Raw genomic sequence first — 25,188 nt, forward strand, 5'->3', positions numbered from 1 at the left:
TCCGGCGTTTCGCGGAGCTGGGGTGGCAGCCAGAGGGTGGGCTCGGTCGCCGGAGTGCCGAAGTGATCAGCGGCGACGCAGCGCCGGCTCGAGCAGGGCGGGCGGGGTGTCGTTCTTCTCGTGGGCCGCGAGGTCGACGCCGGGAGCCACGATCGCGTCGATCGCGTCCAGTACGTCGGCCGAGAGCACCGTGTCCGCTGCGGCGAGCTGCGAGTGGAGATGGTCCATCGTGCGGGGGCCGATGATGGCGCTGGTCACCCCCGGGTGTGCGGTGACGAAGCCGAGCGCGAGCTGGATCATGCTGAGGGCAGTCTCGTCGGCAACGGTGGCGAGCTGCTCGACGGCGTCGAGCTTGGCGCGGTTGGCGGGGATGCTGATGTCGTAGCGCTGCCGCATGAACTCCGCGCGGTTCGTGCTGATCTCCTGGCCGGCACGGATCGCCCCGGACAGCCAGCCCGACGCCAGTGGGCTCCAGGCGAGCACGCCCATGCCGTAGTCCTGCGTCGCGGGCAGCACATGGGTCTCGATGCCACGCTGCAGGATGGAGTAGTTCGGCTGCTCGGTCACGTATGGGCTCAGACGTCCTTCGCGGGCGGTCCACTGCGCCTGCGCGATGCGGTAGGCCGGGAAGGTCGAGGAGCCGAAGTAGCGGATCTTTCCCGCGCGCTGCTGGTCCGTCAGCGCCGACAGTGTCTCCTCGTCGCTGGTCGTCGGATCCCACCGGTGCATCTGGTAAAGGTCGATGTGGTCGACGCCGAGGCGGCGCAGGCTGTTCTCCAGCGCGGTGATCAGCCAGCGGCGCGAGCCGCCCCGCTGGTTGCGGTCGTCGCCCATCGGCAGGGTCGCCTTGGTGGCCAGGACGACGTCGTCGCGGCGGCCGGCGATGGCCTTGCCGACCATCTCCTCGGACTGGCCGCCGCTGTAGACGTCGGCGGTGTCGATGAGGTTGATTCCCGCATCGAGCGCGGCGCCGACTATGGCGGTGGCGTCCTCCTGAGTGGTGTTGCCGATCCTGCCGAAGTTCATCGCGCCGAGTACGAGGGTGCTGACCTGCACACCGGTGCGACCTAAGGTGCGGTACCGCATGACTGTTTCTCCTTCTGGCGTTCGGCGGCACACGGTTGGTGGCAGCCCGTGTGGTCGGTATGCTCCGCAAGCGGAGCGTTGTTCCGTTAGCCAACATACGGAACATCGTTCCGAATGCCAAGTTCAGTGACGGGGGTAACGCGGCGTGGTCGACATGGACAGCGGCTCCGAGCAACCGGTCCCGCGTAAGCGGGCCGACGCCCGGCGCAACGAAAGGGCCCTGCTCGACGCCGCCGCCGCGGCGTTCGTCACCTCCGGCGTCGACGTGCCCGTGCGGGACATCGCCGTCAGGGCAGGTGTCGGCGTGGGCACGATCTACCGCCACTTCCCCACCCGGGCCGACCTCATCGTCGCCGTCTACCGGCACCAGATCGAAGCCTGCGTCGAGGCGGGCCCAGCCCTGCTGGCCGACAGCGACACCCCGCACGCCGCCCTGGCGCAGTGGATCGACCTGTTCGTCGACTTCCTGGTCACCAAGCATGGTCTCGCCGCAGCGCTCCAGTCCGACGACGCCGCCTTCCAGACCCTGCACGCCTACTTCATCGACCGGCTCGTCCCGGTCTGCGATCAGCTTCTCGACGCCGCCGTCGCCGCCGACCAGATCCGCACCGACATGGACGCCTACGGGCTGCTACGCGGCGTTGGTAACCTGTGCATCGGTGCGGGCAGCGATCCCCGTTACGACACACGCCGCCTGGTCGAGCTCCTCGTCGCCGGGCTTCGTGTCCGCTAGGTGACGCTGCCGGTCAGTGATCGGATCTCGGGCTGCGGCGGCTGATGATGCTCGGCCCGGATGCGGGTGGCGAGGTGGCTGCCGGCTCCGGTGGTGTCGACGGGTCCGCCGGCCAGCTCGGTGGTGAGTGCATCGATCGGGTAGCGGGAAGGACGTGGTAGCGGGCCAGGTACACCGCAACGCGTAGACCTGGTAATCGCTCACAGAGGCGAGCAGCGCGCTCGTTCGATCTGCGGCTACCTCCGTGTTCGATACGCGGGCCTGCGGCTTCGACCTACGGCATCCAGCAGGTCGGTCAACTCCTGCCCGCCGTTACCCGGCTCCGGTCACGCGCAGGTCGGCGATCAGCAGGTCGAGCAGCCGCTCCTCCATCACCGCGCGGCCGGTCCGCCGCATCGACTCGCCCAGCGACTCGTCCCACGGTGTCCGGGTGGGCGTACCGATCAGTGCCGTGCCGGTGCCCGCCCTCGGCAGGTAGTCAGCTGCGGTCATCCGCCACGGCACCACGCCCCGATACCGCTGGAGAGCCGCCGCAGTCAGTCGTACGCCGGTCCAGTCGAAATCGTTGCGCCACCGGATCGCCGCCCCGTGAGCGGCGCCGAGCAGTGTGTGGACGGCGGCCGACGGCACTCCTTCGGTGCAGATCAGCGGTGGGGCCTGGGCGCCGAGCGTTGTGCTGGCCGCGCGAAGCACCGCGGGGTTCTCGCAGACGTACACCTCGTTGCAGTCCAGGGTGAGCGGTGCCAAGCGCAGTTGGTGCAGGGTCACCCGCATCGGAACACCCGCCTGCGCGGCCTCCGTCAGCCACCGCCCGACCAGCCCGCCGGTGGCCCGTACGTTGAGCACCAGCACCTGGCTGGCGAGGTCGTCCGGGACTAGACCAACCGATTCCCACAACGCCCGTTCCCGCTCGCCGTCGACCGGCAGCGCCGTCTGCTGCCAGATGGCGACGGCACGGAGGACGAGCCCGCGCAGCGGACCGCCGGTGAGGGCCTTCGTGTCGTCCAGCACCCGGTCGGCGAAGACGGGAATCGGTTCGTCGGCCGCGGGCAGCGCGTCCAGGACGCGGACCACGTCCTCGAACGGCAGGCCGGCGCGGACGATGCGGGTCAGGGTGCCGTCGCGGCGCAGCCCGTCGAGCCACTCGGCGTACCAGGCGGTGCCGGCGTGTCGGCCCTCGTGGGCCGCAGCGAGGACGGCATCGCGGGCCACCGACTCGCGTGTCCGGTCGGACGGCCGGTTGCGCAGCGGCGCCGTCATGGTGAGCACCTCGACCAGGCCGACTCCGTGCGCGCCGCGCAGGTGCTCGTCCACCTCACCGAGTCGGATGCTGAGGCGGGCCGCTGCGGCCGAGCGGTGGATGCCGGTGATGCCGATGATCACGAGACGTTCGTCGTCGGTGGGAACGGAAAGCGTCACGGTGGTGTCGAGCCGGCCACCGCTGCGTTCCAGGCTGCGCCGGGCGGCCGCCAGCAATCTCCGCCAGCCGGGCTGCTCGACGAGATCTACCGGGCCGCCCGGCAGGTCCCGCCCGGCCGGCACCAGCGACGGGTGTGCGGCGGCCCGATCCGACGGCCGTTCGCCGTGCCCGTCAGTCATTCGTCGGTGAGGTCGAGCAGGACACCGGTCCGGTCGGTTCCGGCTTGATCACCGGGGGCGCGGCGGGTCTCCGGGGAGCCGAGCGCGCGGGCCAGGGTTCCGTCGAAGTCGGCGATGTTGGTCGAGCCGTCCCAGACCAGTAGCACGGTGGACACGGCGTGTTCCACGGCCGAGTGGGACAGGTCGTAGTGGGCGGCGCCGCTGACCGCCGGGTGGGTGGCCCAGAGGTCGTAGCCGGTCATGAACAGGTCCAGGTCGAACTGTTTCGCCAAGGCCATCAGCTCACCCCGGCCGGTGTCGTCCACGCCGGCGAACGCCTCGTCGAGGCCGAGCAGCCGGGGTGCGTCGGGTCGGGCCGAGCCGAAGAGCGCGTTGGCGGCGGCGAACAGCGGCAGGTGTAGGGAGACCGACTGCTCGCCGCCGGAGAGCTGGCTGTGTCGGGCCCGGGTCAGCGCCTCCGTGCCGCCGCCGGGGCGGTGGAGGGTGAACGCGAACGTCCGCCACTGCCGGTAGTCGAGGACGTCGCCGAGCAGTTCCCGGTAGGGCCGTTCGGGCGCGGCGGCCCGCGCCGTCTTGATCCGGGCGGCGAAGTGCCGGCGCATGGTGGTGAGCTGGGCCGGCCCGAGCCGGGCCGGGTCGCGTTCGAGGAGCTTGCAGACGTCGCGTTGCTCGGCGTCGAGGTCGTCGGCGAGCCGCCAGCCGACGCCGACGGTGAGCCCCGAAGACATGCGCCGGGCGCGCATCTGGCTGTCCATCGCCGCCACCAGGTCGCGGGCCTCGATGGTCCGGTGGTGGATCTGTCGGGCGAGTTGCCCGAGCAGGGCGTCCTCCAGCACCCGCTGCTCGGAGTCGGTCAGCAGTTGCTCCTGGTCACGACGTTCACGGGCGATCCGGTCGGCGAAGTGGGCGACAGGAGCGAGGCCCTGCTCGTCGGCGACCCGCACCACGATCACCCCGTCGTCGGTGTCCCACTCGGGCCGGTGGTCGAGGCCGGCGGCGGGAAGTTGCGCCTGCAGCTCGGTCAGCGCGGTGGTGAGCCGGGTGGCGCTCTGCTTCAGCGACGTCTCGGTGGGGCTCAGCTCCCGCGTGGCGGTGAGGATCGCCTCGTGCAGGGCTGCCACCTGCGGATGCAGTTCGTCGTCCGGGGTCAGCGCCGGCCAGCGCAGGTCGGCGGGGCAGCGCAACAAACCCAGCAGGTCCGGCTGGGCATAAGGGCGCAACCGTTGGGCGTCGTGCTGCGCCTCGGCGACGGCGGCAACCAGGGCCTGCTCGCCCAGCTCCACCCGGGTCAGCGCGGCGACCCGCCGCTCCCGGGCTGCGCCGAGTTGGTTGCGGGCCTGCTCGACGGCCTGCTCCGCCTCGATGATCGCGTCGGCCGTCCGGGCCACGTCGGCCAGCACCCGTTCCGCGTCGGCGCCCACGCTGTCGCGCAACGTCTGGTACGCCTCCGCCTTCTCCTGGTGCCGTCTGCGGGCGGTGCGTGCGGTCTCCGCCGCGGCGGTGAACCGGTCGACTGCCTCGTCGTGGCGCTGCCGGGCCTGGTCCTCCTGCTCGGCGGCACGCACGGCGGCGGTCCGCGCGCCCTCCAGGCGTACCCCTCGTTTCTCGAAGCGGCTCACCGCTTCGGCGGTGTCGTCGAGCCGGTCGACCGGCAGCGATCGTTCCGCCGCGCTCCGGCGCAGCGCGGCCGCCGCGGCGGCCCGCTCGGCCAGGGCCTGGTCGAGGCGGGCGGCGGCGACCGCGCTGGCCTCCTGCCGGGCGCGCAGCGTCGCGGCGGCCCGGTCCAGTTCGCGTAGCGCGGTGTAGACCGGCGCGGGTGCCGGCAGGTGCGCGGCGGCCGCCTCCACCGCCGCTAGCAGCGCCTCGACGGACGCGCGGTCGCGGTCCACCGCGTCGAGGTCGGCATCGATGACGGTCAGCAGCCGGTCGCATTCGGTGACCCGGGCGGCGCGGCGGATGGCCCGGGCGGTCGCGCCGATGTACTCGCAGGAGGTCTTGGCGAAGCGGCCGGCGACGATGCCCTGGGCGTACCGGCCGTCCACACCGATGACCGGCGCGGCGTCGGGCGTGGTCACGTCGGCCAGAGCCACCGAGGTGAGCACCTCGGTGATCCGCGCGGCGGGCACGTCGTCCTGTTCCTCGGGGGCCAGCACGTCGGCGAGGGTGGCCCCGGCGGGCCGCCGGTGCGGCGGCAGCGGCAGCAGGTAGCCGTCGAGGTCGTCGCCGGCCAGCGCGGCCGTCGCGGCCCCGGGGCCAGGGTGCAGCCAGGCGTCCAGCAGCCCGGCCGCGTGCAGCGCCGCCTCGACGGCCGCCGCGTCCGCGCCGCTCACCCCGTCGGCGAACCGCACCAGCCGCCAAAGCGGCGCGCCGGGCCGGCCGGCACGTGGCGCCGGCCGGGTCACCGGAACGGGTGGCGCATCGTCGTGCTCGGCCGCGATCCGGTCCCGTTCGGCGGCCACCTCGGCCCGCTGGTCGGCCAACGCCGCGCGCTGCGCCGCCATCGCCGCGAGCCGGTCCCGCCGCTGGGCCACCGCGGTGGCCGTGGCCTCGCCGTACACCTCGCGCAGGATCCGCGCGCCCGGCTCGCCGATGGTGTCCACGGCGGCGCTCAGCCCGGCGGCCAGGTCCGGGCCCGCGATGTCAGCCAGCAGCCCGGCATTGCCCTGCGCCCACTGCTCGAGCTGGGCACGCAGCTGGGCGCGGGCCTGCGCGACGGCGTCCTCGGCGCGCCGCTCGGCCTGCTCGGCGTCGGCGACGGCGGCGGTGGCGCCGGCCGCGTCGGCGGCGGCCCGGGCGTGGTCCCGGTCGGCCTGGTCATGCCGCGCCACCTGCGCGCGGACGGCGCGCACGTCGTCGCGGCGGCCGGCGGCCCGCGCGGTGATCCGGGCCGCCAGGTCGTCGAGGGCGGAGTCGTCGGCGCTCCAGGTGATCCCGGCCGCCTCGGCGTCGAGCAGGAGATCGTCGGCGAGCCGGTCGGCCGCCGTCCGCGTGTCCCGAGCCGCGACCGTCGCCCGTTCTGATTCGGTACGCCGTCGCGCCACCGCGCTCTCCTCGGCGACGACGGCCTCGTCGGCCCGCCCGGCCGCCTCGGCCAGGTCGTGCACGTGCCGCTGCAGGTCGGCGAGCTGCTCGTGAGACTGGTATGCCGCCGAGGCCTTCAGACTGTCCAAGTGGGCGCGGAGCCGTCCGGGCTCGCCCTCGACAGCCCGTAGCCGCTGACCCGCCGCGGACTCCGCCTCGGCCGCCGCGCCGGCCGCGTGTCGGGCGTCGCCGAGTGCGGTCGACCGGCTGGTGACCGCGTCGCGGCGGGCGGTCAGGGCGTCGGCGGCGGCCCGCGCGTGGGTCCGCAGGTAGGTCGAGTACACCGTCAGGAACGCGGCGGTGGCGCCGTCCGCCGCCACCAGCCCTTCGAGGGTACGGGCGACCGCCTCCATGTCGTCGAACGAGCGGGCGGCCTCCACCAGCAGGTGGTCCTCGACCGGGCGCAGCCCCCGTTGCAGCGTGCGGGACAGCTCGACCGGGTTGAGGTCCTTGGCCAGTTGCGGCTTGCGCAGGGTCAGCACCAGGTCCAGCAGTTGCTCGTAGCGGGCCAGGCCGAGGCCGAACAGCCGGGCGTCAACGAGCTGCCGGTAGTCCTCGGCCGAGTCCCGCACCGCCTCGGCACCCAGCCGGTCGATCAGATCGCGGCGGGTCAGTGGCCGGTCGTCGGCGTCCAGCAGGGAGAAGTCCACCCCGACCCGGCCGTCGACCACGAAGTGCCAGCGGGTGACCCGGTCGACGTGCCGGTGTGCCCGCAACCCGATGCCGACGGTCACGTACTGGTCGCCATCGCCGAACTCCATCCACACGTACGCGTGGCTGACCTCCTGCCCCCGGTAGAGCAGGTTCGACTTCATCGTCCGGTCCTCGCTGGCGAACGGGTTGAGCCGGCGCGGTTCGATCCGCCCGTCGAGGACGAACGGGAAAAGCACCTCCAGCGCCTTGGTCTTGCCGGATCCGTTGGGCCCGCGCAGCACCAGCCACCCGTCGACGAAGCTGAACTCCTCGTCACGGTAGTCCCACAGGTTGATGATCCCGGCCCGGGTGGGGGCGAACCGGCGGACAGCGCGTTGCTCGATCACGATCGACTTCCTCAGAACAGGGTCTCGGAGGTGGCGCGGGGCTTGACCGTGGCGATGGTGTGGCGGTACCTCCCCACCAGCGGCCGGACGAGCACCCCGCCCGGCACGGCGGTGACCGCGCCGAACCGTTCCAGCAGCGCGACCGCCTCGGCGCGCAGCCGGTCCGGGTCGGCGTGCCACTGGGCTCCGAACGCGGTCCCGTACCGTTGAAGGATCCCCACGACGGCGGTACGCAGGAAGCTGTCGGTGATGAACGGCAACCGGCCTGCCCCGTCGGCCTCGTCGGGGCCGCTAACGCCTTCGACAGTCCAGTGCTCGTCCGGACTGGCGTCGTCGAGGCGTACCAGGGTGGCCGTGGGCAGACCGGCGTCGATCTGGCTCGCCAGCGCCTGCTGCCGGGCGTGCCCGTCGGGCGGGGTCAGCCGTTTGACTCGGCGGCCGTCGGGATCCGCCACCCGGTCGGCCATCTCCACCGCCAGCAGCACCGCGGCCTGCGCCACCGAGCCGGTGCCCGGGAACCGCTCCGCGGTGAACCCGGCGGTGTCCACCAGCAGCACGCCCTCGGCCCGGCGTTCCACCCGCAGACCGGTCAGCCGGGCCAGGTCGGTGGCGAGTGCGGCGCCGCGCAGATGGTTGGCGACCGCCGGGTCGACGTCGGCGTGGTAGACCACCGGCGACTCCACCACCACCCGCCGGCCCGCCTGGGCCGCCTGCCGGCGCTCGGCGTTGCCGCTGCTGCTCATCGCCCGGTCCAGCAGGGCCGACACCGAGTCGATGTGCTGCAGCACCCGGGTCGGCCGGAACAGCGCGAACACTACGTCCCGCGCCACGTCGTACAGCGCCTCCCCGGCGCCCGGGTCACTGGCCCAGGCGGCGCTGGAGCCGTCGGCCAGGCGCAGCACACCCCGCTCCTCCAGCCAGCCGACCGCGTCCACGAACGCCCGCCGGTCCGGGCCGTGATCCGGATCCAACCCCAGCCCGGTGATCCGGTTCGCGTCGCCGGTCACCGAGTCGGCCAACTCGCTGAGGGTGATCTGGATCCCGGCGCGGCCCAGCACCGCCAGGCACAACGACAGGTACGCGTAGCGCTGCCGGTCGAACGGCCGTCCGGTGCGGGACACCGCCGGTTGGGTGCCGTCGAGCCGGTCCTTCGCCCGTACCAGCCGGGCTGTGGCACCGTGCAACTCCAGGCGGTACCCGAACGCCTCCGCGAGATCGCGGCGCAGGGTGGCGGAGAACCGCCGTACCCGGGGCAGCGCCCGCTCGTCCGGCCACGTCGCCGTGATCAGCGGGTGGCGCAGGACCAGCCGCACCGCCCGCTGGTAGTCGGCCAACTCCCACTCCGGGACGTCGACGGCGAACCGGTGGACCGCCGGCCGGGGAGCGTGGGATGCCGCGGTCACGCCGGCACCAACTCGGGACGGCGGACCGCAGTGTGCTGCGCGGCGGTGACCGTCAACGCGTACCCGTCCAGATGCAGCCGGCCCTCGGTGGTGCGCACCGTGGTGAACCGGCCCGGCGTCGGGGTGAGGGCAAGCCGCACGCCGTGCGCGGCGGCCGCCAGCGGCACCCCGGCCCGGCCACCCACCCGGGCGGCCAGCGCGATGTCGAGCAGGCGCAGCAGGACCTGGGTCTGCGACCCGTCCAACCGGTGATCGTCCATGCCCACGTCGGCCAGCGCCGTCGCCGCGTCGGCCAACCGGCGCTCGCGGGCGAGCTGGTCGCCGCGCAACCGGTGCCGGCGCTCGTCGACCCGGTCCAGCCGGGCCGGCCGTCCCCGGCCCTGCCCCGGTGCCCGGCCGGTGGTCACCAGCGTGCGGGACAGCTCCACCGCCGGCGCCTCCCACCACGACAACCGGCTGGCGATCGCCTCCGGATCCGGGTGCGCCACCCCGGCGTGGCGCGGAGCACCGAGGCCGAATACGACGTCGAAGAGGGCGTGCGCGGCCTCCTGGGTGCCGGTGTGGGTGAACCACGCGGCCAGGTGCCGTAGCTGCGACTCCCGGCTAACCCCGCCACGGCGCGCCTCGGTGACCCGGCGCAGCAGGGCCAGGACGTCACCGATCGCGGCGATGGTGGCGTCCGACAACCGGTCCGCCTCGCTGGGCTGCTCCGGACCCGGCGGCGCCAACCAGGACCGCAGCCCCGCCCAGCGCCGCCGCCAGTCCTCCAGCCGCTGCACCGGGGTGTGGAACAGCCGCTCGTCGGCCTCGGCGGCGGCCTCGATCAGCCGGTCCAGACCAGTCGCCTCGACCTCGTGTACCGCCGTGCGCAGCCGGGGCGTGTACCGCTGCAACTCGTCGTGGAAGTCCCGCAGGTGCGCCAGCAGGGCGTCCTTGTGGCCGAGGAACACCTCCGGCCGTACGTCGTTGGTCCGCCCCAGGTCACCCAACATGTGATAGAAGCGGGCCGCCCGCTCGGCGATATCGGCCAACGCCCGGTCCAGCCGGTTGAACTTGCGGTAGACCTCCTCGGCGTCCCCGGCCTCGTTGGCCACCGCGAGAGCGTTGAGGTCGGCGAGGAGGTCGGCGAAGACCAGCCGGGACAGCGTCGAGTCGTCCATGCTCGCCGACAGCACCGCTTCCACCGCCCGGTGCGCCCGGTATCCGGCCTCGGTGAACTGGTACACCGAGTGCCGGTTGCGGTACTCCGCCAGCGTCGTGGCCCGGGAACCGTCCTGCCCCCGGTCGAGTACCCCCCACTCCACCAGGGCGTCGAGCAGCCGCGGCAGCTCCAGCCCTGCCGGGTCCGGGCAGTCGGCGTCCGTCTCGTGCAGCGCCGCCAGCGCGGCGGCCACGTCGGAGGTGTGCAGCACCACGTGGTAGCTGGACCGTGCCGAGTCGAACGCCCGCAGCAGCCACAGATAGGCGAACCGGTTCTCCGCCGTCACGTAACCGAACAGCCGCATCCGGTCGTCCAGCCCGAAGTCGTCGAGGCCGAACGTGGGCCTGGATGGCTGCGCGGTCATCGTTCTCCTCACGGGACGCGAACGGCTACCCACCCTACCCAGCCGGCCTCGGCCCGGCGTGCGAGGCAGCAGCGGACTCCGGGGTGATCGTGAAACGTGCGCCTTGGTCAGCTGCCGCAACAGACCACCATGGGCCGGCGCGCTGGAGTTCCTTCCCGTCCGTGCCGTCTCGCGCGTACGGTGGCGGAGCGGTCCTGCAGAACGGCGCGCGAGGAGGATGCCCGACGATGACTCAGACGGTGGACTTCTGGTTCGACCCGAGTTGCCCGTATACATGGATCACGTCTCGATGGATCATCGAGGCGGCGACGGTACGGCCACTCGACATCCGCTGGCACATCATGAGCCTCTCGGTCCTCAACGAGCATCGGCCGGTCGATCCCGAGGGCGACACCGAGGGATACCTGTGGGGCCCGGTGCGCGTCTGCGCGGCTGTGGAGCAGCGGTACGGCCAGGACGGGTTGGCCCGTTTCTACACCGCATACGGGACCCGGGTGCATGCGGGTGGGAAGTGGGCCGCTTTCGAGGACGTCCTGGTCGACGCCGGACTCCCGAATGAACTGGCGGCGGTCGCCGGCACGGATGAGTTCGACGAGGTGGTCCGTGCCTCGCATGCCGCCGGCATCGCCCTGGTCGGTGAGCACGTTGGCACCCCGGTCGTTGCCACGGAGGCGGCGAACGCAGGCCGGGTCGCCTTCTTCGGTCCGGTGATCTCCCGGATCCCCCGCGGCGAGGAGGCGGGCCGGCTCTTCGACGGCGCCGTCCTGGTCGCCTCGGTGTCCGGTTTCCATGAGCTCAAGGGCGGGCCGCACGCAGAGCCGCGATTCGGCGGGTAGTGCTCGAGCGTTCTTTCATTGGGCCGGTTGGCGTCGTCGGAGCGGGCGCGGCAACCCTGAGCCTGCCGCCGTCGCCGGCCAGCATCCCGGACACGATGTGCGGTACCAGCCTGCTTCCCACGCCAACCGTCGCTACAGCGGGTTGAATAGCGATGTGCAGGTCACCAAGGACGGGCGGGACTGGCGCATCGGCGTCGCCGCCGACGTGAGCTGGATCGCTGGGCACACCACTGCCGGCGTCTCGATCACCACCGCCATCCCGCCGGTCTTCGACGCCTACGCCACCACGTACCAGGTCGACGACGTCACCGCCGCCGCCTACGAGCACGCCCTGATCGAGGACCTCACCACGCACACCTCCGACCAGCCGTGGTGGCTTTCCTACCTCGACACCGGCGCCCACGACGTCGTCTTCCCCCACGCCCCGAGGGTGTTCCTCTACTGGAACTGTCCGTACGTGCTGGTCCAGGCCGGCCCCGAGCAAGCCCTCACCTGGCGCACCGGTGGTCACATCCGCCACCCGCACGGCGCGCTACCCGATCTGTTCTTCCCCGCCGACCGGTCATGGCTGGTCTCCGCGCTCTGGGACGACACCTGGACCTGCGTCGGCGGCCCGACACCCGTGATCCACGCCCTCCAACGCGACCCCGTGGTCAATGCCCGCCAAATTCAACCGGACGAAGATGCGCTGCCACCGGGGCTGACCCGCGAGTGACGACCCTACGCCGCAGGCAGCGGCCAGGCCTCCGATCATGGCTAACGCCCCCACTGCTCGGCAGGACGGCAGTCGCTGGTCGGTTTGCCGTAGATCCGCTTCCCGTCCCGGCCCGCATAGCAGCGCTCCAGTTGGTCCTCGGCCTGGAACAGCGGACGCCTGTCGATCTCCGTCCCGTCGACGTCATAGCTGACCAGGTCAGGGGCGTTGCCGCCCTCGAGTCTGGCGTCGCTGGTCATCAGGCCGAACGCGCCTTCGGATAGCCGCGCTGTGGTCATGTGACCGTCGCCGTGGTCGAGTACGATCCTGCCTTCCCGCGTGGCGTGCCGGTCGCTTCGCGGGCTCGCTGCGATCGCTTGCCGAAGATCAGCTGGAACGTTGTGGGTCCTGCGGGTGCAGCTTGATGTTGCCGCGAGTCGGGGGCCGAGTCATCGTTCCTCGTCGTCGAGCAGTTCGCGGCGCCACTCCGCGAATCGGCTTCGGAGCTTGTCCAGAGCTGGTCCGGTGACGCCGTACTGGGCAAAGTCCTCAGGGTCGAGCTGGGTGGCTTGTCTGAGGGCGTCGGCGAAGATGCGCGGGTCGAAGCCACGGTCGGCGCGCTGCGCGAGGACGAGAAGGGTGTGGCGGGTGTAGCGGTCGGATCGGAGCGTGGCGTCGATGTCGATGAAGTCGCGGGCGAACGCTCGTCCGTAGAGGGCGCTCATCTTGTTCGCTACCGCGTCGTCAGGGTGGAGGACCGGTCTGATCGCCATGAGGATCGGTTCGTTGGCACGCCAGTCCACGCCGGTGAACAGGTCGATGTCCTCGCTGGGCCGCTCGACGAGCCCGGCGGCCTGGACCGCGTAGCCGCCGGCCAGCCCGAAACCATACCGTTCGGCTGCCGCGAGCCCGGTACGGGCGAGGCGTTCGTGGAAGGAGTCCACCGCTATGCCGCGTTGCTGCGGGTGGCGGCGAGTTCGGGGAAGGCTTCCTCCCAGCGCTGGCGGAGCTGGGGAGGCAGCCAGAGGGTGGGCCAGAGCCGCCGGAGGAGGTCGGTGTCGAGCCAGGTGTTCAGGTCCTCGACGGTACTGGCTTCGGTGAGGACCACCTTGTACATGCTGGCCAGGCGTGCGGGCCGGTTGAGGTCGTACTCGGCGTTCCCGGACCAGTCGAGGTGACGCGGGAGCGTCACCGTGCCGCCGGTCGGGCCGTGCAGCGCGGCAAGGGTTTCGGCCACCACGTAGGGCTTCCGGTCGCCGTAGGGTCGGTAGTCCGCTGGCGGCTGGGGCGAGGTCCTGCGCCGGCTGAGGTTGGTCGCCCGCCGGACTTCCGGTCGGAGCGCCTGACGGATCGTCTCCCGGCTGTAACCGGTGACCCGCTGCAGATCCACCGGCCGCCAACCGGCCGCGTGGAACGCCCGTAGCTGCTCGTCCCGCTCGGTCAACGCGGCCGCGCGCGTCGCCTCGTACCGGGAGACAATCGCCTGTAATTCATCCTCGGAGAACCGGCCCATAACCGTCAGCCTACTACGCTAGGCCCAGCACGCTTGGTCTCTTCGCCGATAATTTGTGGTCGGCAACTTGGCGGGGACGAGATGCGCCGGGGGCGCGAATGGATGGGCCTGCGTCGCCCGCCGGAACGGCGACGTCATGTTGTCCGCGATGTGCGTGACGCGGTGGAGAGAAACCGTTTCGTCGAGTGATGCGTCCTAACCTTGCGTGATGGAAGTGGACGACGAGGAGCTGTTGCGCCTCGTCGGAAAGGGTGACCGCAGGGCGTTTGACGTGCTGTATGCGCGTAACGCGCCGTGGTTGGTGCTGCGTCTGCGCCGCCGGTGCCGGGATCCGGAGTTGGTCCGGGAGGTGCTGCAGGAGACGTTCCTGACGGTGTGGCGGGCCGCAGCCGGCTACCGCGGGGACGGTGCGGCGGTGGGCTGGCTGTGGTCGGTGGCCGCGGGTCGGTTGATCGACGCGCGGCGGCGTGCGTCGGTCCGCCCGCAGAGTGTGGGGGCGCCGGGCGACGACGTGTTGGCGTGGTCTCCGTCGGCGGAGGACGAGGTCTTGGCGGGCGCGTACGACGCCGAGTTGGAGCGTGCGCTGCACCGGCTTGCTCCGGAGTTGCGGGCGGTGTTGCAGGCGACGGTGCTGGACGGCCTGACGGTGCGGGAGGCCGCGGTGTTGCTGGGGGTGCCGGAGGGCACGGTGAAGACCCGGGCGATGCGGGCGCGCCGCGAGTTGAGGGAGGCCCTGTCGTGACCGGGTTCCACGTCGACGCCGGGGTGCTGGCGGCGTACGCCGAAGGCGGCCTCGCTGACGTGGATGCGTGGTCGGTGGAGGCACACCTCGACCGCTGTGCGGACTGCCGGACGAGCATCGCATCGGACGCGTCCACGGCTCTGGTGGTGGAGGCGGTCGCGGTATCGCTGGGCAGCCGGTTGCCGACGCAGGGGCGAGTGCGGCGGGCAACAGGGTGGCGGCGGGTCAGGGTGTTGGTGGGTGCGGGGCCTGCGGCGCGTGCGGCGTGGTTGCTGTCGGTGGCCGTCACCGGGGTGCTCACCGCGGGGTTGGCGGTCAGCCCGACGGTGGTTCCGCCGTGGTTGCTCCTGCTGATCGCGCCGGCACTGCCCGCCGTCGGTACGGCCCTGTCGTACGGGCCGCGAACTGATCCACTGCACGAGTTGATCGCGGGGACACCGCAGGGCGGCCTGCGCATCGTTCTGTGGCGCACCTTGACGGTCCTCGCGGGCGCGGCGCCCGTAGCGGTCCTGGCCGGCGCGGTGACGGGCATCGGTACGCCGGGGCTGTGGCTGCTTCCCTGTATCGCGTTGACCGCCCTGACGCTGGCGCTCGGCTCGCTGATCGAGCCCGCGTACGCCGCGCTCGTGGTGGCAGGGGCGTGGGCGGTGGTGGTGCTGGCGCCGCCGGTCGGAGGTCTGGCGGTCCTGGTGTCGAGCGGTCCGGGATGGCTGGGCGTCACCGCGGTGGCCGCGGTGGTGGTGTATCTGCGTCGGGAACGGGTGGGAAGGCAACCGGCATGACGACGGTGAGCGTCGACGGCCTGCGGGTCAGCTACGGCAAACGAGTCGTCTTCGACGACCTGGACCTCGATCTCGGTGTGGGGGTGCACGGGTTGCTCGGTCCGAACGGCGCCGGCAAGACCACCCTGATGCGGGTCTTGGCCACGGTGTTGCGCCCCGACCGGGGTGACGTCCGGCTGCTGGGCCACCGCATCGACGACCCCGCGGCGCTGCGGCAGGCGCGCCGCCAGCTGGGCTACCTGCCGCAAGCATTCGGGTTCTACCCGCGCTTCACGGTGCGCGAGTTCGTCGAGTACTTCGCCTGGCTGAAAGAGATGCCGCCGGGGCAGATCCCGCTGGCGGTGGACCGGGCGATCGAGCGGGTCGGCCTGCTGGAGCGCGCCGACGACCGGATGAAGCACCTCTCCGGCGGGATGCTGCGCCGCGCCGGCATCGCCCAGGCCATCGTGAACGACCCTCGGCTGCTGCTGTTGGACGAGCCGACCGCCGGCTTGGACCCGGAGCAGCGGGTGCAGTTCCGGGCGCTGCTGCGGGAACTGGGCCTCGATACGGTCGTTCTGGTCAGCACGCACCTGGTCGAGGACGTCGTCGCGGCGTGCACCCGGGTGAACCTGGTCGACGGCGGGCGGCTGGTCTTCACCGGCCTCCCCGACGAGCTGATCGCCGCCGGTGGGGACGGCGACAGCGGCGACTCCCCGATTGAGCGGGGCTACACGGCGGTGCTGCGGGGCGCGCGGACGGCACCGCGGTGAGGCGCGCGCTGAGGGTGGAGCTACGCCGGGGTACTGCACCACTTGCTGCGGTGGCGATGCTCGGTGCCGGGGTGTGGATGCTGGCCGTGCACCCGGACGACTGGGCCGGCCGGTGGGCGGGCCTCGTCAACTACCTGCGGGTGTCGCTGCTGATCCTGTGCGCTCTCATGATCGCTGCCGGGGCGTGGCAGTCCGGCCGGGAACGGCGGCGCGACATCGACGAGCTGATCGCCTCCACCCCCCGCCCGGGCTGGCAACCACTGGCGGTGTCCTGGCTCGCCGTCACCGTGGCAGGAGTCGCCGGACTGCTGGTCGCGTTCGCCGGGGCGGCGGTGCTGGTCGCCCGGGTGGCGACGTACGCCGGCGGAGGGTGGTGGTGGACGCTGGCCGTCGGTGTCCTCGCCCTGGCCGCCGCCGTCGCGGTCGGCGTCCTCGTCGGGCGGCTCGTACCGCTGCGGGTGGCCGCCCCGATCGCCGGCCTCGCCACCTACCTCGGCCTGGCCATCGTCACCTACTGGGACGGCACGTCCGCCGCGTGGCTCTCGCCGGTCTACGGCGGCTGGGCGGTGTACTCACTCGTCCCCGGCCGGGTCACCGCGTTGCAGGCCGCCTGGCTGGTGGCTCTGACGGTCCTGCTGCTGGCCGCCGCCGCGCGGCAGCGGCGCGCAGCCTTGCTGGCCGGCGGACTCGCCATCGCCGTCACCGTGCCGATCATCACCGGGCCGGGCACCTATCGCCTCCCGGCCGACCCGGCCGCGGTGGAGTTGGTGTGCACCAGCAGCGGCCCGCAGGTGTGCCTGTCCCGGATCAACGCGTTTCTGATCGACGACGTCATCGAGGTTGTGCAGCCGATCCTGGCCCGTCTCGACGGGATACCTGGAGCGCCCCGGCGGGCGGCCGACCAGGCTGCCCAGCCGGCCGGTCAGCCCATCGACCGGGACGACGGCACGGTTTGGCTGAACCTCGACTATCAGTCCACCGCGCTCGGCGGCCTGGCCAGCCGGAAGAACCTGCGGGCGGACTTCCGGCAGGTGACCCGCGCCAGATGTGAGGACCCTTCCGGAGTTCGCGAAATTGACCAGCGGGTCTACCGGACCGATACCCTGGCCACCGACTGGATGCTCGACGGGGCAGCGACCCCCGACGACCTGCCCCTTGCCAGGCTCCGCGCATTGCCGGAGGCGGGGCAGCGTTCCTGGTTCGCCGCCTATCTCGACGCCGCCCACCGATGCGACATCCCGGCGCTGATTCGCCTCGGCGAACAGCCGTGACCGCCCGCCTGCTCACGCTTCATTTGCGCTCCCGGGGCGCGCCCATGTTCGTGGCCGGTGTCGGCGTCGTCACGCTGCTGGCCTGGGCCGCCGGAACATGGATCGCCAGCAGGCCCTACTTCGACGGGCCCGCCGCCCGCGTCCCCGTGGTCGCACTCGCACCGCTGCTGGCCGCACTGCTGCTCGGTCCCACCCTGGCAGGTGCCGACGAGGACCTCGACCGCAGCACACCCCTGCCGTGGCGGGCATGGCGGGCCGGTCACCTTCTCGTCGCCGCCTTCGTCACCGCCATGGCGCTCAGCGTGGCCGGACTGCGGGCGCCCGACACGTACGGTGCACACGCCCTGGTCCGCAATGCTCTCGGTTGTATCGGACTGGTCGCTGGCGGGGCGGTGCTGCTCGGCGGGCGGCTGGCGTGGCTGCCCGCCTTCGGCTACGTGTGCGCCGTGTACGCCGCCGCTCCACGCCAGACCAGCGTCGTCGTTGCGGCCTGGGCTTGGCCGATCCAGCCCTCCACCACGACGGCATCCTGGTTGACCGCTGCCACGATATTTGCCGCCGGCACGGCGGGATACGTGCACGGCGGGTGCCGCGCTCGTTCAACAGGTGGACCGTGAGCTGCAACAGAGTCGGCGTGGGCGGCCATAGTGTGGTGTGAGGCATCAGGTACGGCCGTCGGACGAGGAACTGTGGTCCTCGATCGTTGCCGGTGACGAGACGGCTTCGGTCGGCTCTTCGACCGGTACTCCCGTGCGGTCTACAACCACGCGTTCCGGCTGACCGGGTCGTGGTCGACGGCCGAGGACGTCACCCAGGCGACGTTCCTCGTCGCGTGGCGCCGCCGCCACGACGCCCGTTTCGTGGAGGGCTCAGCGTTGCCGTGGCTGCTGATCGTCGCCACCAACGCGGTCCGCACCGAGTGGCGGTCGACGCGCCGGTGGCTGGCGCTGATCCGGCGTCTACCGGCGGAGGGGTACGGCGATGGTGACCTCGCGGACGAGGTTTCCGCGCGGCTCGATGCCGAGCGGCGGATGACCGAGGTCCTCGCGGTGGTCCGCCGGCTGTCACCGGCCGAGCGGGAAGCGGTGGCCTTGTGCCTGTGGTCCGGCGTGTCGTACCCGGACGCGGCAGCCGTGTTGGGCATCAGCGAGGTGGCAGTGCGGTCCCGGGTCAGTCGGGCGCGCAGCCGCCTGGCGCGGCTGCTGCCCGAGGAGATTCAGGAGGGGAAACGGTGAACAACATTCTCGACCTACCCGCGGAGCGGGACCTGCCGCCGAAGGCGGCGCACGCGATGCGGGCCCGAATCCTCGGTGCTGTGCGCCCGCGCCCAGCTCGTACGCCACGACTGCGAGCCGCCGTGGCCGGGGTGGCGCTGCTGGCCGTGGCGTCCGGTGTCGCGGCGGCGGTGTGGCAGCGGCCGGACCGGTCGCCCGTGCAGGTGCTGGCCATGGGGGCCGGGGAGCTGTCGCCGACGCTGCAGGATGCGGTCGAGCGGTGCCTGCAGTGGAACTCCCCGCAACGGCAGGCCCGGCAGAACCCGGGAGAGCGACCTGTACCGGTGTCCCTGGCCGACCTGGCGGTGGCCATCGAGCGGGGTGACCGCACGCTAGTGCTGTTCATGAACGACGCCGGCTACGCGACCTGCGACGCGGCATCGACGGGTACGGACCAGGAGACCGGCGGCCACGCCAGCGAGCCCTGGCGGCACGGTGACTGGTTACCGGGGCCCATGCAGCGGCTGCTGCTGACGTCCACCGAACACGACGGCGGGGACGTCAATGTCAGCGGCCGGGTCAGCGGGCGCGTCGATCGGCTCGTACTCGACCACGGCGACGGCCACACCACCACAGCTCGCCTCTCCGAAGGCGCGTTCGGCCTGATGACCAGCGACGCCCGACTCAAGGCCGGCAACGCCCCTGAACTGGTCAGCTACGACGCCAAAGGCGCGGAGATCGACAGGCGCCCGCTGTTCCAGGCCGAGGACCAACTGGAGCACTGCTACGCGGGCCCGGATGGGAAGCGGATCTACGGCAAGCCGACCAGCGGCTGCCTACCTGCCGAGACGTGGGGGCGTCAGCCATGATCGGAGGCTGACCGCTGCCCGGGGCGTGGGTCGTCACTCGCGGACCAGCCCCGGTGGCAGCGCGTCCTCGTCGGGTTGGACCTGGCGGGCGTTGGCCACGGGGTCGCGTTGGAGGGCGTGGATCACGGGTGTCGGGCCGCCGACGCAGGTCCAGGTGTCGTCCCAGAGCGCGGAGGCCAGCCATGACCGGTCGGCGGGGAAGAACAGATCGGGTAGCGCGCCGTGCGGGTGGCGGATGTGACCACCGGTGCGCCAGGTGAGGGCTTGCTCGGGGCCGGCCTGGACCAGCACGTACGGCCAGTTCCAGTAGAGGAACACCCTCGGGGCGTGGGGGAAGACGACGTCGTGGGCGCCGGTGTCGAGGTAGGAAAGCCACCACGGCTGGTCGGGCGTGTGCGTGGTGAGGTCCTCGATCAGGGCGTGCTCGTAGGCGGCGGCGGTGACGTCGTCGACCTGGTACGTGGTGGCGTAGGCGTCGAAGACCGGCGGGATGGCGGTGGTGATCGAGACGCCGGCAGTGGTGTGCCCGGCGATCCAGCTCACGTCGGCGGCGGTGCCGACGCGCCCGTCCTTGCTGACCTGCACACCGCTATTCAAGCTGCTGCCGCGACGGTTGGCGTGGGAATCAGGCCGGCCGTGAAACGGCGGCCGGCGACCAGACGTCCTCGGCCACCATGCCGTACGCCTGCCCCGCGCTGGTGGAGCGCTGATGCTGCGCAAGTCCCGCACATCGTGTCCGGGATGCCGGCCGGCGACGGCGGCAGGCTCAGGGTTGCCGCGCCCGCGGCGCCTGGGGTGGGTATGGCTGAAGTGTGTTCCGCCGTGATCGTGGCTGAGCCTCGAGGTGCCACCCACTTCTCGCTCCGCGGGCGGGCCGGGTTGAACGGGAGCGGCACCGACAGCCGTAGACCCTGACGCCCGGAGGCGGTGGGTATGGCTGCGTGTGTTTCGTCGAGATCGCTTGGCTCACGGTAGGAGATGCCACCCGCCGCTTCGTCGTCTGCGAGATTCGGTAGACCGCTGATGGAGATCCGCGACCTGCGTTCGCCTCGTGAGAAGGTGCCGGCAAACCCGAACCCACAGACGACGGGCCGACCGATAAGACCGATCAAGTGAAGGAGTGCGAGGGTGGCGAAGCTGTGGATCGGCGTGGACATCGGCAAGACCCACCACCACGTTGCCGCCGTCGCCAGTGACGGCCGGCTGGTCTACTCCCGCAGGGTCGCCAACGACGAGACCGCCCTGCTCACCGTCATGGCCGAGGTGTCGACCTATGGCCGGCCGGTCTGCTGGGCGGTAGACGTCACCACCGGTCTGTCCGCGCTGCTGCTGACCCTGCTGTGGCGGCGGCAGGTCCAGGTCCGCTACGTCTCCGGCACCGTCGCGTTCCACATGGCTGCCGCGTTCGCCGGGGAGAACAAGACCGACGCCCGCGACGCGGTGGTCATCGCCCAGACCATCCGCATGCGCCACGACATCCCGATCGTGGAGCCCTCCGACCGGCTCCTGGCCGAACTCACCGTGCTGACTGGGTACCGCGCCGACCTCGTCGGCCAGCGCGTCGCCACCCTGTTCCGGTTGCAGGAACTGCTCACCGGCATCAGCCCCGCACTCGAACGGGCCGTGGACCTGAACCGCAAAGCCCCGATGATGGTCCTCGCCTGCTGGCAGACCCCAGCCGCGATCCGGCACGCCGGCGTCGACCGGATCACCGCCCTGCTCCGCCGCGGGCATGTGAAGAACGCCGTGCAGGTGGCCGAGGCGATGGTCGCCGCCGCCCGGCAGCAGACCGTGAACCTGCCCGGACAACGGGCCGCTGCCGTGGTGGTCGGGCAGATGGCCACCGAGATCCTCGCCCTCGAACAACGCATCGCCGCCGTGGACGACCTCATCGCCGAGCAGCTCGACCAGCACCCCCTCGCGCCGATCATCGGGAGCATGCCGGGCATGGGTCCCCTGCTCACCGCCGAACTGCTCGTCCACACCGCCGGCATGACCGAGTACGACAGCCCCGCCAAACTCGCCGCCCACGCCGGCCTGGCACCTGTCTCCCGCGACTCCGGAGCGGTCTCCGGGAACCATCGGCAGCCTCGCCGCTTTCACCGTCGGCTACGGCACATTCTGTGGATGGCCGCTTTCACCGCCGCCAGGGAATGCCCAACCTCGCGTGCCTATTACGAGAGGAAACGCGCCGAGGGAAAGAACCACCGCTAGGCCATACTCGCTCTCGCGCGACGACGCGTCGACGTCCTGTGGGCACTCGTCCGCGACCGCAAGACTTTTGCCCGGCCGGCACCCACGGTCCGCGCCGCAGCCTGAACCGGACCGCTCTCCACCGACGCGACCAGGTCCCGCCGGCCGATCCGCCCTGCCCGTCAAGATCAACCGAAGTCACATGGAGACTTCTAAGACGACGCTCCGTCGGTGTCCGCAGGCTGATGACCTGCGGCTTTTCTATCGTCCCCTGTTGCGTGCCGGTCGCTTCGCGGGCTCGCTGCGATCGCTTGCCGAAGATCAGCTGGAACGTTGTGGGCGCTGTGGGTGCAGGCTTGGCGTAGTCGCGAGTCGGGGGCGAGTCACCCTTCCTCGTCGTCGAGCGGTTCGCGGCGCCATGCGGCGAATCGGCTTCGGAGATCGTCCAGCGCTGGGCCGGTGACGCCGTACTGGGCGAAGTCGTCGGGATCGAGCTGGGTGGCTTGTCCGAGGGCGTCGGCGAAGATGCGCGGGTCGAAGCCACGGTCGGCGCGCTGCGCGAGACCAAGAAGGGCGTCGCGGGTGTAGCGGCCGGATCGGAGGGTGGCGTCGATGTCGATGAAGTCCCGGGCGAACGCTCGCCCGTAGAGGGCGCTCATCTTGTTCGCGACCGCATCGTCGGGGTGCAGTACCGGTCCGATCGCCATGAGGATCGGTTCGTTGGCACGCCAGTCCACCCCGAGTTCGACTTTGGCAAACCCGCGCGCCGTCGGTGACGGCCAGCCGGGCGAAGGTGTCGTACTGCCGCTTGGTCTCGACGGTGAGGCCGTCGTCGCGGTAGGCGTGTACGACGGCGGTGACTGCGGCGGTGAACTCGTCGCGGCGGTCCCATGCGGTGAACAGGTCGATGTCCTCGCTGGGCCGCTCCAGAAGCCCGGCGGCCTGGACCGCGTAACCGCCGGCCAGCGCGAAGCCGTATCTATCGGCCGCCCCGAGCCCGATACGGGCGAGGCGTTCGTGGAAGGGGTCCACCGCTACGCCGCGTTGCTGCGGGTCGCGGCGAGTCCGGGGATGGCTTCCTCCCAGCGCTGGCGGAGCTGGGGCGACAGCCAGAGGTTGGGCCAGAGCCGTCGGAGGAGGTCGGCATCGAGCCAGGCGTTGAGATCCTCGACCGTGCTGGCTTCGGTGAGCACCACCTTGTTCATGCTGGCCAGGCGTGCGGGCCGGTCAAGGTCGTATTCGGCGTGCCCGGACCAGTCGAGGTGACACGGAAGCGTCGCCGTGCCGTCGGTCGGGCCGTGCAGCGTGGCGAGGGTTTCGGCCACCACGTAGGGCTTCCGGTCACCGTAGGCCCGGTAGTCCGCCGGCGGCTGATGTTGGTCGCGCGCCGGACTTCCGGTCGTAGTGCCTGACGGATCTGCTCGAAGTCGGTGACGGCACCGCCTTCACGACTCCCGGGCACCTCGCCGCGACGACACCCCGCCCGTCAGCAACGGCAACGATCTTTGGGCGCGACACGGTAATCGGCATCTAGAAAGTGCCCTCCGCGGCGGATGGTTGAGACCCTCAGCAAGTCCCAAACTTCCAGCCCAGAGGGCACTTCCACGCTCTCGACCCGCCACCACGACGAGCCGTCATGAAGGCGCGAGGTCAGTCGCTAGAACGCAAAGCGCATCCCATTGTCGAACGTCACGGCGTATGTGCCGGGCAGCGTCGTCGCCAATGCATCCTGGAAGTCGTCGGCGCGGCCAGAGTCCCGTAGCCGGAGGCGGAACTCAGTGCACTCGCTCTCCCCTGCAATGGCGAGCACGCCCGGCCTCGTTGCCATCGCGACACCCTCACGCTCGCCGACGTCACGGCCGGAGGGACGGGAGGCTGTACCAACGAGCGTGGCGGAGAGCTTCGTCTTGTTCTTGGACAGGGTAAGGCGCTCGCCCAGCTGCCAACCCTGCGCCAACATGGTGCCCTCATCGAGCAGCACCTCGCTGTTGCCCTGCGGCAACCTCCCGCTGCGCAGCTCGAAGCCGCGCAGCCTGGCATCCGCCGCAGCCGTGACCACGGTGGACTCCGGCAAAGTCCGGCCTGGCCCGGCGATTGTCACGCCGTAGAGCACGTCGCCGCAGTCCACCGCGGCGACGTCCGGCAGGCGCTCCACCGCCGCCAGGTCACCCTCGGTGAAGCGGCCGATCAGGCGGACGTCCGCGCCACCCTCCAAGTCTGCGAAGTCGGTGCCGGGCTTCATCGCCCAGTGCACCCCGACAGCGGCTAGTACAGCAAGCACGGCACCAACTGCGACGAATAGCCAGCGTCTTGTCGTCATACCTACTCCTCGGCCTTGCTCTGGGCGTCAGCGCTGTGCTGTCAGTAGCCGCGCAGCCTCGCCAGTCGCGGACGCATACTCGGCCAGCCTGTCCTCGTGCTTGGCGACCGCCTGTGCCTGTGCCCGCCGGACTATCGGCAGCAGTGTATCCATGAAGCCCGCCTCGACTGTGCAGCGCTGCCACGCCACAGCGAGGTCCGTCTCGGCCGGCGTCGGTACGTAACGCCGCGGCGGGATTGCAGGGCCGACCTGCACCCCACCGACCCGCGAATTGGGCTCCCAGGTGTCCTCGACGCCCTCCAGGGCGCCGAACGTGACACCCAAGGCGCGGGGGTCGGGCGCGGAGATGAACTTCTCTCGGTCCACCGGTCGGTATCCCGCAGCGGCGAGGCAATCGGCGAACTTGACCCGTAGTGGTTGGAGACGCGGGGTAGCCTGCTTCTCGTACGCGGTACGGAAGTCATCCATGATGACGTTGGCGAGATCAAGGTATCCAGCGACCATCGTCCTGGCGTCCTTGCCTGCCGCGGCCCAGGATTTCGCCTCGCAGTCACTGAGCGCCGTGTCGTAGCCGGCGTCGAAGCTGACGATCCGGGCAAGCTGGGCCGGCTCGTCCCTACCGAAACCTAGCCTGCGCGCCTGCTCCGGAGTGGATGGCCCGAACAGGTCCTGCTCGACACGCAGGAAATCGAAGTCGTCCTTCGGGCTGGTGGCCATGAGGGCCTGATTCTGCGGGAACCCCTTCTCGGCCAGGCATTTGTTCCGCAGACGCTGTACGGCGTGCCGAACGGCTCCGAGTTCGGCGCCACGCAATGCGTCATATGGATGTCCACCCTGCGCGCCCACGGGTTGATCAACGGGATCCGAGTCTGAGGCGGACGGCGAGCATCCTGCAAGGAACAACCCCAGAATAAGGGAAGCGACTCCACGTACAAGCAGCGGTCGCATGAATACCTCCACGGGCGTCGACTTTTCGGCATGGCGAGATGCAATTAATCTGATGGGCCGGCATTCTGACAGATCGCAATGACTGCCTTCAGGGCGATGGAGCAGCCACGGCGGCCATGGGCGAATGTGCGGCAATCTACCACGGTCGCTGTGTTGCGAAGATCCGCCGGATGGCGCGTACGTATTCAGCTTGAGGTTGCCGGTTCGGGTAGCCACGGTCCGGTGGTGAACAGTTGTTTGAGCACGTCGAGGGCGTCCTTGCCGTGTTTGGTGGCGGTGGACAGGTAGGACCGTAGGGTGGCGAAGTCGGCCAGGCCTTGCAGGGTTCGCCAGGTTGCGGAGATCTTCTGTTGGAGCTTGACCGGGCGAAGGTCGCGTTCTGCCTGGTTGTTGGTGAACGGCACGGCCAGGTCGACGGTGAACCGTAGGATCATGTCGCGGTGGGCGGTGAAACGTTCGACCAGCGTGCCGGCGCGTGACGGCCTGCCGTCACGATCGGGAGGGTTCTGCTCGCGGCCGTAGGCCAGCGCGCCGGCGTAACAGGCTC

The 25,188-nt window shown here is 71.2% G+C and carries 23 protein-coding genes and 2 pseudogenes; 11 read left to right on the top strand and 14 right to left on the bottom strand.

The window, feature by feature from the left end; genetic code table 11:
• Positions 1–66: 66 nt before the first annotated feature.
• Positions 67–1,086 carry an aldo/keto reductase gene (locus tag HCA58_RS16060; RefSeq protein WP_169598647.1) on the bottom strand — a complete coding sequence of 340 codons (1,020 nt, stop codon included), beginning with the start codon at positions 1,084–1,086 and terminating at the stop codon, positions 67–69.
• 154 nt (positions 1,087–1,240) lie between these two features.
• Here HCA58_RS16060 and HCA58_RS16065 point away from each other — a divergent pair, with 154 nt between their 5' ends.
• Complete coding sequence (locus HCA58_RS16065; RefSeq protein WP_169598671.1) at positions 1,241–1,819, top strand: TetR/AcrR family transcriptional regulator; 579 nt, start codon at positions 1,241–1,243, stop codon at positions 1,817–1,819.
• 312 nt (positions 1,820–2,131) lie between these two features.
• Here the strand turns inward: HCA58_RS16065 and HCA58_RS16070 are convergent, their stop codons facing one another.
• From HCA58_RS16070 to HCA58_RS16085, 4 genes are read right to left on the bottom strand one after another with little or no spacing between them, the layout of a single operon-like run.
• Positions 2,132–3,418, bottom strand: coding sequence for a TIGR02679 family protein (locus HCA58_RS16070; protein ID WP_169598648.1), 1,287 nt, complete (start codon positions 3,416–3,418; stop codon positions 2,132–2,134).
• A complete protein-coding gene (locus HCA58_RS16075; RefSeq protein WP_169598649.1) occupies positions 3,415–7,539 on the bottom strand; it encodes a TIGR02680 family protein in 4,125 nt (1,374 codons plus the stop codon). The genes HCA58_RS16070 and HCA58_RS16075 overlap by 4 nt, the downstream gene beginning before the upstream one ends.
• Before the next feature lie 11 nt (positions 7,540–7,550).
• Positions 7,551–8,942: a TIGR02678 family protein gene (locus HCA58_RS16080; protein ID WP_169598650.1), complete on the bottom strand. Its 1,392-nt coding sequence runs from the start codon at positions 8,940–8,942 to the stop codon at positions 7,551–7,553.
• Complete coding sequence (locus HCA58_RS16085) at positions 8,939–10,507, bottom strand: TIGR02677 family protein (protein ID WP_169598651.1); 1,569 nt, start codon at positions 10,505–10,507, stop codon at positions 8,939–8,941. The genes HCA58_RS16080 and HCA58_RS16085 overlap by 4 nt, the downstream gene beginning before the upstream one ends.
• Positions 10,508–10,734: 227 nt before the next feature.
• Here HCA58_RS16085 and HCA58_RS16090 point away from each other — a divergent pair, with 227 nt between their 5' ends.
• Both HCA58_RS16090 and HCA58_RS23180 read left to right on the top strand, forming a co-directional pair.
• Positions 10,735–11,343, top strand: a complete 609-nt coding sequence (locus HCA58_RS16090; protein WP_169598652.1) for a DsbA family protein — start codon at positions 10,735–10,737, stop codon at positions 11,341–11,343.
• Positions 11,344–11,497: 154 nt separating this feature from the next.
• A complete protein-coding gene (locus tag HCA58_RS23180) occupies positions 11,498–12,058 on the top strand; it encodes a hypothetical protein (protein WP_346776006.1) in 561 nt (186 codons plus the stop codon).
• A 41-nt stretch (positions 12,059–12,099) separates the two neighbouring features.
• Here HCA58_RS23180 and HCA58_RS16100 read toward each other — a convergent pair whose 3' ends face one another.
• The 3 genes from HCA58_RS16100 to HCA58_RS16110 all read right to left on the bottom strand — a co-directional run bounded on the left by HCA58_RS16100 (position 12,100) and on the right by HCA58_RS16110 (position 13,550).
• A complete protein-coding gene (locus HCA58_RS16100) occupies positions 12,100–12,336 on the bottom strand; it encodes a hypothetical protein (RefSeq protein WP_240956294.1) in 237 nt (78 codons plus the stop codon).
• A gap of 150 nt (positions 12,337–12,486) precedes the next feature.
• A complete protein-coding gene (locus HCA58_RS16105; protein WP_169598653.1) occupies positions 12,487–12,981 on the bottom strand; it encodes a hypothetical protein in 495 nt (164 codons plus the stop codon).
• Positions 12,982–12,983: 2 nt separating this feature from the next.
• Positions 12,984–13,550 (bottom strand): hypothetical protein, encoded by a 567-nt coding sequence (locus tag HCA58_RS16110; protein WP_169598654.1) that lies wholly within the window; start codon positions 13,548–13,550, stop codon positions 12,984–12,986.
• A 205-nt stretch (positions 13,551–13,755) separates the two neighbouring features.
• Here HCA58_RS16110 and HCA58_RS16115 point away from each other — a divergent pair, with 205 nt between their 5' ends.
• The 7 genes from HCA58_RS16115 (at position 13,756) to HCA58_RS16145 (ending at position 19,180) form a co-directional block, all read left to right on the top strand.
• On the top strand, positions 13,756–14,292 hold the full coding sequence (locus tag HCA58_RS16115; RefSeq protein ID WP_169598655.1) for an RNA polymerase sigma factor: 537 nt from the start codon (positions 13,756–13,758) through the stop codon (positions 14,290–14,292).
• Positions 14,289–15,074 carry a zf-HC2 domain-containing protein gene (locus HCA58_RS16120; protein WP_169598656.1) on the top strand — a complete coding sequence of 262 codons (786 nt, stop codon included), beginning with the start codon at positions 14,289–14,291 and terminating at the stop codon, positions 15,072–15,074. The genes HCA58_RS16115 and HCA58_RS16120 overlap by 4 nt, the downstream gene beginning before the upstream one ends.
• A complete protein-coding gene (locus tag HCA58_RS16125) occupies positions 15,071–15,826 on the top strand; it encodes an ABC transporter ATP-binding protein (RefSeq protein WP_169598657.1) in 756 nt (251 codons plus the stop codon). The genes HCA58_RS16120 and HCA58_RS16125 overlap by 4 nt, the downstream gene beginning before the upstream one ends.
• Entirely contained in the window at positions 15,823–17,097 is a 1,275-nt protein-coding gene (locus HCA58_RS16130) for a hypothetical protein (protein WP_169598658.1), read from the top strand. Before HCA58_RS16125 ends, HCA58_RS16130 begins: the two co-directional genes overlap by 4 nt.
• On the top strand, positions 17,094–17,714 hold the full coding sequence (locus HCA58_RS16135) for a hypothetical protein (protein WP_169598659.1): 621 nt from the start codon (positions 17,094–17,096) through the stop codon (positions 17,712–17,714). Before HCA58_RS16130 ends, HCA58_RS16135 begins: the two co-directional genes overlap by 4 nt.
• Positions 17,715–17,873: 159 nt before the next feature.
• Entirely contained in the window at positions 17,874–18,332 is a 459-nt protein-coding gene (locus tag HCA58_RS16140) for a sigma-70 family RNA polymerase sigma factor (protein WP_240956334.1), read from the top strand.
• Complete coding sequence (locus tag HCA58_RS16145; protein WP_169598660.1) at positions 18,329–19,180, top strand: hypothetical protein; 852 nt, start codon at positions 18,329–18,331, stop codon at positions 19,178–19,180. Before HCA58_RS16140 ends, HCA58_RS16145 begins: the two co-directional genes overlap by 4 nt.
• Before the next feature lie 33 nt (positions 19,181–19,213).
• Here HCA58_RS16145 and HCA58_RS23185 read toward each other — a convergent pair whose 3' ends face one another.
• A complete protein-coding gene (locus tag HCA58_RS23185) occupies positions 19,214–19,765 on the bottom strand; it encodes a hypothetical protein (protein WP_346776007.1) in 552 nt (183 codons plus the stop codon).
• A 543-nt stretch (positions 19,766–20,308) separates the two neighbouring features.
• Between HCA58_RS23185 and HCA58_RS16155 the strand changes: the two genes are divergently transcribed.
• Positions 20,309–21,394, top strand: a complete 1,086-nt coding sequence (locus HCA58_RS16155) for an IS110 family transposase (protein ID WP_346776008.1) — start codon at positions 20,309–20,311, stop codon at positions 21,392–21,394.
• 362 nt (positions 21,395–21,756) lie between these two features.
• Here the strand turns inward: HCA58_RS16155 and HCA58_RS24070 are convergent.
• From HCA58_RS24070 to HCA58_RS16180, 5 genes and pseudogenes are all read right to left on the bottom strand, one after another.
• A pseudogene (locus HCA58_RS24070) lies at positions 21,757–22,405 on the bottom strand (nucleotidyl transferase AbiEii/AbiGii toxin family protein).
• A 2-nt stretch (positions 22,406–22,407) separates the two neighbouring features.
• Positions 22,408–22,796: pseudogene (locus tag HCA58_RS16165) on the bottom strand (hypothetical protein); the annotation flags it as partial.
• Positions 22,797–23,030: 234 nt separating this feature from the next.
• A complete protein-coding gene (locus HCA58_RS16170; RefSeq protein WP_169598661.1) occupies positions 23,031–23,693 on the bottom strand; it encodes a hypothetical protein in 663 nt (220 codons plus the stop codon).
• Positions 23,694–23,720: 27 nt separating this feature from the next.
• A complete protein-coding gene (locus HCA58_RS16175; protein WP_169598662.1) occupies positions 23,721–24,410 on the bottom strand; it encodes a hypothetical protein in 690 nt (229 codons plus the stop codon).
• Between the two features lie 416 nt (positions 24,411–24,826).
• Positions 24,827–25,188 (bottom strand): transposase (locus tag HCA58_RS16180; protein WP_240956299.1); only part of this gene is annotated, 362 nt, incomplete at its 5' end.

Source organism: Micromonospora sp. HNM0581 (genome assembly GCF_012726175.1).
Taxonomy (GTDB): domain Bacteria; phylum Actinomycetota; class Actinomycetes; order Mycobacteriales; family Micromonosporaceae; genus Micromonospora.

Excerpts from the sequence above, each read along its gene's own strand:
- HCA58_RS16060 (WP_169598647.1), bottom strand. The coding sequence starts at position 1,086 with ATGCGGTACCGCACCTTAGGTCGCACCGGTGTGCAGGTCAGCACCCTC.
- HCA58_RS16085 (WP_169598651.1), bottom strand. The coding sequence starts at position 10,507 with ATGACCGCGCAGCCATCCAGGCCCACGTTCGGCCTCGACGACTTCGGG.
- HCA58_RS16175 (WP_169598662.1), bottom strand. The coding sequence starts at position 24,410 with ATGGCCACCAGCCCGAAGGACGACTTCGATTTCCTGCGTGTCGAGCAG.
- HCA58_RS16100 (WP_240956294.1), bottom strand. The coding sequence starts at position 12,336 with ATGACCACAGCGCGGCTATCCGAAGGCGCGTTCGGCCTGATGACCAGC.
- HCA58_RS16090 (WP_169598652.1), top strand. The coding sequence starts at position 10,735 with ATGACTCAGACGGTGGACTTCTGGTTCGACCCGAGTTGCCCGTATACA.
- HCA58_RS16065 (WP_169598671.1), top strand. The coding sequence starts at position 1,241 with ATGGACAGCGGCTCCGAGCAACCGGTCCCGCGTAAGCGGGCCGACGCC.
- HCA58_RS16110 (WP_169598654.1), bottom strand. The coding sequence starts at position 13,550 with ATGGGCCGGTTCTCCGAGGATGAATTACAGGCGATTGTCTCCCGGTAC.
- HCA58_RS16170 (WP_169598661.1), bottom strand. The coding sequence starts at position 23,693 with ATGACGACAAGACGCTGGCTATTCGTCGCAGTTGGTGCCGTGCTTGCT.
- HCA58_RS16070 (WP_169598648.1), bottom strand. The coding sequence starts at position 3,418 with ATGACTGACGGGCACGGCGAACGGCCGTCGGATCGGGCCGCCGCACAC.
- HCA58_RS16125 (WP_169598657.1), top strand. The coding sequence starts at position 15,071 with ATGACGACGGTGAGCGTCGACGGCCTGCGGGTCAGCTACGGCAAACGA.